Raw genomic sequence first — 341 nt, 5'->3', positions numbered from 1 at the left:
GGTAAATAAAGCTGATAAGCAGGTAAAAGAAGAGGTTGCGATAGCAGCTACAAAAGACCATGAATATGTACAAAAAATCAAATCCGCTAAGCTTCCTAATTATGATTCAATGGCTATAGAAGAAGCATTTCATAAATTTTTTAAAAATCCTAAATGGAAGTATGTTACGTCAAAGGATAACGAAGAGATAGTTGAGTTTACAGGTAATTGTTTATATCGTGAGCAGGAAGTGAAGGCTAAAGTTCAATTTGTAATAAATAAAGATGATAATACATTCAAATTAAAAGCGCTGGCGTTAAATGACATACCACAGAACGAACTTGAACTAGAGGGAATGTTAC

At 32.8% G+C, this 341-nt stretch carries 1 protein-coding gene; it reads left to right on the top strand.

Going from position 1 to position 341, the window contains the following annotated elements; genetic code table 11:
- Positions 1-341, top strand: a 341-nt coding sequence (locus tag SB753_RS35610; protein ID WP_410804786.1) for a hypothetical protein, incomplete at both ends; no start/stop codon positions are given.

Origin of the sequence: Paraburkholderia sp. SIMBA_053, from assembly GCF_046534895.1 — a bacterium.
GTDB classification, from domain to species: domain Bacteria; phylum Pseudomonadota; class Gammaproteobacteria; order Burkholderiales; family Burkholderiaceae; genus Paraburkholderia; species Paraburkholderia caledonica.
Note: the sequence above shows the minus strand (reverse complement) of the source record. Positions and strands in the feature narration are given on the sequence as shown.